General features: G+C 46.5%; 6 protein-coding genes. All 6 read right to left on the bottom strand.

Features of this window, described 5'->3' with window-relative positions; translation table 11 throughout:
* Window positions 1-968, bottom strand: a 968-nt coding sequence (locus AC1DUA_RS14670) for a glycoside hydrolase family 88 protein (protein WP_477500473.1), incomplete at its 3' end; no start/stop codon positions are given.
* Between the two features lie 12 nt (window positions 969-980).
* Window positions 981-1,868 carry a carbohydrate ABC transporter permease gene (locus tag AC1DUA_RS14665; protein WP_477500472.1) on the bottom strand — a complete coding sequence of 296 codons (888 nt, stop codon included), beginning with the start codon at window positions 1,866-1,868 and terminating at the stop codon, window positions 981-983.
* 100 nt (window positions 1,869-1,968) lie between these two features.
* A complete protein-coding gene (locus AC1DUA_RS14660; protein ID WP_477500471.1) occupies window positions 1,969-3,288 on the bottom strand; it encodes an ABC transporter substrate-binding protein in 1,320 nt (439 codons plus the stop codon).
* A gap of 113 nt (window positions 3,289-3,401) precedes the next feature.
* Entirely contained in the window at window positions 3,402-4,955 is a 1,554-nt protein-coding gene (locus AC1DUA_RS14655) for a response regulator (protein ID WP_477500470.1), read from the bottom strand.
* A 5-nt stretch (window positions 4,956-4,960) separates the two neighbouring features.
* Window positions 4,961-6,730 carry a sensor histidine kinase gene (locus AC1DUA_RS14650; protein WP_477500469.1) on the bottom strand — a complete coding sequence of 590 codons (1,770 nt, stop codon included), beginning with the start codon at window positions 6,728-6,730 and terminating at the stop codon, window positions 4,961-4,963.
* A gap of 128 nt (window positions 6,731-6,858) precedes the next feature.
* A partial coding sequence (locus AC1DUA_RS14645; protein WP_477500468.1) for a beta-galactosidase occupies window positions 6,859-8,164 on the bottom strand: 1,306 nt, incomplete at its 5' end.

Genomic DNA, 8,164 nt, shown 5'->3' with positions numbered 1-8,164 from the left:
TCACGATTCAGCATCGAGCCGATACGCACCAGGAAATAACCCGCCATGAACATCGTATCCACCCATGCTTGCTCAGGAAAATTGTACGTCTCCGAGTTCACGGTATGTTGGAAAATGCCCTCTCCGAAACGCTCTGCCTCATGCTTCAGGAAGTCTGCCATTTGGGTAGCTATTTCCATATAGCGCTCTTCCCCGGTTTCCTTGTACAAAGTTAACAACGAGTGACCGATCGAGATGCCGTTAACGGACAGCTTGGGCAGTCCATCCTCCAATTTCTCATCGACCCATTCTTTTAACATCTGAAGATACTCTTTATTTCCCGTTGCTTCATAAGCTTCCGTCACACCATAGAAAGCTACGCCGCCCGGCCAATCCCAGTTAAAGTCCATACGGAATGTTCTATGAACAACGCGGTCTATGACTTGGCGAATTTCATCTGGATCGGCTTCATCAAGCTCCGGCGGAATCGTGCGAATAAATTGCATAATAAGAAAAATAAAGAACGGAATTCCAAAAAATTGCGGAACAATGATTGGTTTAAAGCTCGATAACCAGCCAATTTTGGCGAACAAAATATACTGCGAGATTATAGTCACGTCTTGAGGCAGCAGCAGCGTCAGCATCACCATGGCGAACCAGAACTTACTCCCGGCAAACTTAATGCGAGCGAAGCCGTATCCGACAACAGCCGAAGAAGCTACTGCACCGATAGTTGAAAGAATAACGATAATGAAGCTGTTTTTCATAAAGGTTGCAAACGTGATGCCTGCAAATCCCTTCCAACCGGATACATAATTGCTCCATTCCAACCGGCTAGGGATCAGAGAGGTTGCTGTTGTGTAAATCTCCTCATTTGGCTTCAAGGAGCTGGCGACCAGCCAGAGAATCGGATAAATCGCTGTTAGCGCGATGAGGCAGACGATCAGATGATACAGCAACGTTTTTATATTTTTGGCTCGAAAAACCATGTCAGATCCCTCCTAGCTCTCGTAATGAACCCAATATTTTGATGTTTTGAAAATAACCAAGGTGATGAGCCCGATTAAGATGAGCATGAACCAAGCCATTGCTGACGCATAACCCATTTCAAAGAAAACGAATGCGCGATGAAATAAATACAGTGAATACAGCAGTGTATTATTAAGCGGTCCGCCTTCACCGTTTGAAATGATATACGCTGGCGTGAAGGTTAAGAAACCCGAAATCGTTTGCAAAATAAGATTAAACAAGATGATAGGACTTAACAAAGGCAATGTGATGTGGAAAAATTTGCGAACAGGTCCCGCTCCGTCTACGCTCGCTGCCTCGTAGTAAGTGCCTGGAATGTTTTTGAGCCCAGCTAGAAAGATAAGCATCGAAGAACCAAACTGCCAGACTGACAAGAGCACCAACGTACCAAGCGCCGTAGCCGGCAAGCCAATCCAAGAGGTCGTGGTGTGAACACCTATGCTGCCAAGAAACGCGTTAATTAACCCTTTGTCACCAAAAATTTGACGCCACATGATAGACACCGCTACGCTTCCGCCAATCAACGAAGGCAAGTAATAGGTAGCCCGGTATAATCCAATCCCTCTGACAGCACGATTAAGCAGCATGGCTACCAATAAGGCAATGATTAGACGCAGCGGAACGGATGTAAGCACGTACGTTAGCGTCACACGAATCGAATCTATGATTTTATCATCATTCGTGAACATTTTCTCGTAATTCGAAAATCCTATCCATCGCGGCGGAGACAATAAATCATACTCCGTAAATGAAAAATAGAGCGAAGAAAACATGGGAAACAGCGTGAAGATCAAAAAACCAAGAATGAAAGGTGAGACAAACACATAGCCGACTATGTGATCATTTTCACGTAGTTTCATAATTCCACTCCTTTATGCTTGTCATTTTCTGTGTATTTGGAAGGGCAGCTGATTTAGAGCCACCCTTTTATACCTGTATAACATGTCCTACCATCCATGTTCACTTCTTATTTTTAGCTAAAATAACGTTGGCTTCTCTCATGAATTTGGCAGCAGCCTCTTCCACCGAAAGTTTGCGATACAAGATTTGCTCTTGCATATCACGGAGTAGCTTGCTCACCTCTGCAGACCCAATCGGATCAGGCGGATCCATGGGGCTGCTGTTCTTCTCCACCCACGTCACATAATCGAACACTTTCAATTCTTCTTCAGAGAACGTAGACTTCAAACTATCCTTGACCTTCGAGGAAATGGGAATCCCCCGATCACCTTTGATCAGTTTATTAGCTTCCAAATCATTTAAAAACCAGGAGATGAATTTGGCCGCTTCCGCCTTTTGCTTGGAACTTTTGGCAATGGAGAACAACATGGTGGGCTTTAAATATAGCCCTTGTTTCCCATTCGGTCCCGGCAGTCCGGTTAAGCTGAGAGGTTTCTTGGCGGCTTCTTGCAGCGACGTGAATTGATTCGACCACGCCATCGTCATGAAGCCATCCCCTAGGGCTATCGGATTCTCCTCGGGCGTTAGCTTGGACAACGACTCTTTGTCCCAGTCACGCATATAACCCGCTTCGTACCACTGAAGATACATGGTGAAGTAATCTATAAAATAACGCGGATCACTAAATCCAAGACTCGTACCATCCTTGCTAAAATAGTGCTGATCTTGCGTGCGCAGATAGTAAGGGAAAAACTGATCGAAGCGCATATGGTCAAGCACTTTGCCTTTTGCCTTCATTCGTTTGGCGATTTGCTCCAAATCGGACCACGTCCAGCTCTTCGGAATGGCAGATATGCCTGCCTCCCTCAGCATAGCAGCATCGTAGGTGGTCCCCATCGCATTCACGCCTAACGGTATGCCGTACAACTTCCCGTCCACTCGTCCGGAATCAATCGTCTCGGGCGATGCAGATCGCACATCGATCGTGCCGTTAATCGTCAGATCAGACAAGTCTTCCAATTGATCCTTCGTCGCATATTGGGTGAGATACGAGATATCCATCTGGATGATATCGGGCAATTGATTGGCCGCCGCTTGCGGAGCTAGCTTTTTCCAGAAATCATCAAAGCCGGCATATTCCGTATCAATTTTCACGTTCGGGTTCAGCTCCTGATACATGGCAATCAGCTTCAACGTGTAATCATGTCTCGATTGACCGCCCCACCAGGCAATTCGCAGCTTAACTTCTTGCTTGGAACTGCTTCTTTCAGACTCCATCGTCTTCGGCTTTCCATCCGCAGATGGCTGTTTCGCGCTGCATCCAATCAGGGAGAACATCAATGGAATTAGAAGCATGGCCGGGAATAGTCTGCGTTTCATTGTTAGCGTCCTCCTGTGTACCCTGCGCTCCACATGTCTTATTATGGGCTTGCAGGAGCAAAAGTTGAATCTAATTTACCGCGTTAAATGTTCAAAAAACAGTGAATACGACGCTACAGTGTCAGCTTCTTATACTCAGAAGGGGCACAGCCAGCGATCTTCTTGAACACCTGCGAAAAGTACTGCGGATTATCGCCGAAACCTAGTTGTTCCGCTAGCTCGAACATTTTGACGTCATCGTTCGATTTGATAAGCTCCATGGCTTTACGGATTCTCACTGTGACGACGTAGTTGGAGAAGCGCTCGCCTGTTTCTTTTTTGAACAATTTCCCCAAATAGTCCGGGTTCATGTACAACATTTTGTGCGCCACCCAGTTGAGGGACAGCTCAGYGTTCGAGAGCTCCGCATTCACAATATCGATCACCTTCTGAATAACCTGGGAATGTTTGTTTCTGTTCTGTTCAAAAATGACATGAGTAATTTCGGATGCGGTTTGCTTCAGCAGCTGGATGCTCGCCTGCAGTGTTTCCAACTGTGAAATATGGCCAATAAGCCCCATATATTGGTGCATTTGCGGCTCTGCACATAACCTTGTCATGGAAATAAAGCTTTGAATGACATATGACTTTGTCGTCTGTATGTCTAATCGGGAGTTCACAAGGAGGTCTTGAAACGCTTCAATACTAGCTTCAGCTTCTTCCCAGTTTCCTGCGCGAATGGGAAATATAATGCGGTCTTCATCGAAGACAAACTGAGCTTTACTCGGCTGCGCAGAACCCAAAATGTCGCGCATCGTGATAAGCCCGCCTTCTCCCAGGTAAAAACGATGGCTTAAGCAATCAATCGCTTGCAGATAGAGCTTTCTGGCTTCCCCGATTTCCCCAGCCTCGCTTAAAGCGGCGGTCGTATCGATTTTGTAATACAGCATAAAAATACGCCGGATTTCTTCAATTTGCTCCTGAAGGCGCTTCATATCGGCCTGATCCTCGATCATCACCAGTATTTGCTCCGCAATGGTAGAGCTTAGGAGCGGTTCATCGAGGATATCTTCAGCAATATTTTTCACGGCAAATAAATGCTCATATTCGAACTTGTCTTCCAGCCGGAATAGCAATAAACGAACTTTCCTGCCACTGACATGCAGCCCGAATAAATCCTGATAATATTCCCAGTCTCGGCTGCCATACGATTTATTGGTCACGAATTCTTTCAAGAATTGCTCTTTGACATGCGGCAGGACCTTCTGTAAATTTGCTTTCATCGACTGAATGAAGCCTTCCTTGCTCTCTTCCTGTTTGTACTCGGCAGCAATTTCACTTAGCGCTTTCAAAATGCTGTTCTCGTTGCACGGCTTCAACAAGTAATGTTTTACGCCATGCTGCATCGCAATTTGCGCGTATTCGAATTCATCAAAACCCGAAAGCATGATAAAACGCGTATGGGGGTGGGTTTCTTTGACTTTGGCGACTAACTGCAAGCCGTCCATGCCAGGCATCCGAATATCGCTGATCACAATATCGGGTTCGTGCTCACAAACAAAAGCATAGGCTTCAATCCCGTTGCGAGCAGTTCCTATGAGCTCTGTATCGACAGATTTCCAATCCACAATGGATGAAATCCCTTCTAGAATCATCCGTTCATCATCAACCAATAACACTTTGTACATCGTCGTTACCCTCTTTTCGTCATCGGAATTCGAATGGTAATACGTGCGCCGCCATCCGTTCGATTTTCTACTTGAATACCAAATTCTTCGCCAAAGGATAACTTAATCCGCTCGTCAATATTTTTCAGGCCGATGCCAGTGCCTTTGGATTGACGTTCGCCTGTCAGGATTTGTTCTAAGTAAGCTTCATCGATTCCAGGTCCATTATCTTCAACGATCAGAAAGACAGAATCGCCTTCCTCCCGCCCCCTAATGTGGATGATGCAGGGTTCCAGCATGACCTCGACCGCATACTTGATCGCGTTTTCCAATAGGGGCTGCAGCGTCAATTTCGGAATGCAGTGGCCTCTCAAAGCCTCAGGAACGTCCAGCCGGAAATCCAGCCGCTCCTCGAAGCGAACCTTTTGAATCGTAATATAATGCTGCACAAGCTTCAATTCGTCTTCGAGCGGGATCACATCCTGCTTTAAGCTAATGGACGATCGCAGCAGATAACCTAACGATTCCACCATTTGCGAAACTTGCTTCTGGCCATTCATCTTCGAAATCCAGTTGATCGATTCCAATGTGTTATACAGAAAATGCGGATTGATYTGCGCCTGTAAGGAACGGAACTCGGTCTCTTTGATGATGATCTGCTTCGTGTAGTTCTCTTTGATCAATTCCTGAATCCGCACGATCATCATGCGATACGTCCGCTGAAGTAATCCCACTTCATCCATCTGCTGAGAAATCGGCGCAATCGGCGGAAGCTCTGAATTTTCCAGATCGCTGACTTGCAGTCCTCGCATACTGCTGATTAAGCCTTCAATGGGACGAGTGACGCTTCGCGCAACCGCCATACCGAATCCGACCAGCAGAAAAAAAGAAATAAGAAATGCGGCGATCATCCAATTTTTCATCAATGTCAGGTTATAAAAAATCGTTTGGAACGGCAGCGTGTTGTAGTACGTCCAGCCCAAGTAATCGGAATGAATATGCGATACGAAGTATTTCTCGCMATCCTGTTCGATAATGCGAAATCCCCGCAAGGAATTTCCTACCGGACTGTCTTCGCTAATCAATGACTTCATGCTCATAGACCTCGGGTATACCAAACTCCCCTTGGAGACAATAATGAGTTCGCCGTCCCGGGTCACAGCTTCTCTGGCATATTGATTCACCATCTTGTCCAAATTGACATGCAGCACTAGACTGCCGAGCTTCTTCAGCTCCAAATTATCGGAGGATCGGATTTGCCTCGTTGCAATGAGGCTGTAATCCTGTGCATCCGGATTCACCCAACCCAAACTGCCCGCTCCGCGATCGGACGTTTCTTGAATCAGGTCTTTCCGCTCAGGAGAAAGCGTTGTCAAATTTCCGCTGGAGTAGCTATTTCCCATCACATCGGTAATATCCGCAGCTGAGATATACGTCTCCGAGTTGATATACTGGACTAGCCGGTCTACGAGTTTGGCGCGGGATTGAATGCGGATATAATCCGATTCGTCTGAATTCATCACAATCAAATGCTGCTGTATCTGCTCATCCGACATGATGCTGAAAGTGAGCCGCTCCACTTTATTGAGTTCATTCTCAATCAACGTGGAGGAAAGATTCAGGACTTGCGACGATTTCTCGTAAATTTGCTGATCATACATCGAAAAGGCGATCTGTAAGCCTACGAGTGAAATACTTGAGCTAACAGCCATCGTAATGGTAATAAGCAGAAATAGCTTCGCTTTAATCCGCATATTACGGATTTCATCGAACCAGAGGCGGAAGCCCGTCTTCATGTGAGGTCACCACTTTTCTTCCTATGTTAGGTCTTGTAGCACAGATTCTTCGCGACTCAGGGTGTCATTCCCTTTATCTTCATACAAAAAGGATGTTGGGATTATTTCCCAACATCCAATATATCGGTCTACGACTTGCTTCGCTTCAGAACTCGCACCCCGTATGGCTGAAGTACTAGGCTTGAGCTGACGGTGCCAGAACCAGCTGTGTCATTGGAAGTAAGCATATCAGAATAGGTATGTTCATCGAGCATAATCGCCTGATCTTGGTCGCTGAAGTTCATCAAGAAAATGAATTCGCTAACGCCATCTGTTCGAATTTGTGCTGTAACCTGGTGAGGCAGTTCCGTTCGAAGAGCTGGCTCGATCTTTGCCTCTTTTATAATCTGCTGATAGAAGCTTCTCTGGAACGCTTGCTCCGCGCGAGCTGCGATATAGTAAGCTTTTCCTTGGCCAAATTGATTAACCGTCAGGGCTGGTCTGTCTGCATAGAAATCATCTCCATAGACAGCAAGTGCCTGAGCCCCTTCCAAGTGAATCAACTCGCACAGCTCACGCACCTTAAAAGCCCCAGTGAGTCCAAGCGAGTTACCCTCCGTATAGATGATTTGATTTTCATCATGATCATAAAGCCCATCGATTTCTTCTGACCAAATGCCGAGTGTTTGGCGAAGTGGCCCTGGAAATCCGCCAAGGAAGCACAAATCGTTTTCGTCAACGATGCCTGACCAGTAGGTGGCTACGAAAGTTCCTCCGCCAGCAACGAATTGCTCAATACGCTCACCGACCTCAGGACGAACCATATAAAGCATTGGAGCGACAACGAGCTTGTATTTGCTAAAATCACCTGTCATATCAATGACGTCAACGGGAACTCCCTGATCCCAGAAAGCTTGATAATGACTTAGAACCGTCTGTTCATAGTTGATTCCCATGTTGCGCGGACCTTGCGAATCTTTAACAGCCCAACGATTCTCCCAATCGAAAATGATGGCTGTTTCTGCTGGAACTGTCGTACCCAGGATTTCCGTCAGCTTCTCAAGATGACCGCCAAGCTCTGCTACATCGCGGAATACTCGCGTGTGCTCGTGCCCGACATGATCGACAACGGCGCCATGAAGCTTCTCGCTTGCGCCTCTGCTTTTACGCCACTGGAAATACTGAATAGAGTCTGAACCGTGAGCTACAGCCTGCAAAGAGGATAGCAGATGCATGCCCGGCCTCTTAAGCTTAGAAACAGGCTGCCAATTCGTCGAACTTGGTGTACTTTCCATCAGCAGAAACGGTTGTCCGCCTCGCAAGGAACGGAACATGTCATGATTGAGCGAGAACCAAGCTGCCAAGCTGCTTTGATCCTTCGCATGATGCCAAGTTGGATAGGAATCCCATGAGATCACATCCCAAGTTGGATAGGAATCCCATGAGATCACATCC

It is taken from the genome of Paenibacillus sp. 01T422 (assembly GCF_056398785.1).
This window is presented reverse-complemented; position numbering and strand designations above follow the sequence as displayed.

What these genes read in the sequence shown, in the direction of transcription:
- AC1DUA_RS14665 (WP_477500472.1), bottom strand. Translation starts at nt 1,868, where the DNA reads ATGAAACTACGTGAAAATGATCACATAGTCGGCTATGTGTTTGTCTCA.
- AC1DUA_RS14660 (WP_477500471.1), bottom strand. Translation starts at nt 3,288, where the DNA reads ATGAAACGCAGACTATTCCCGGCCATGCTTCTAATTCCATTGATGTTC.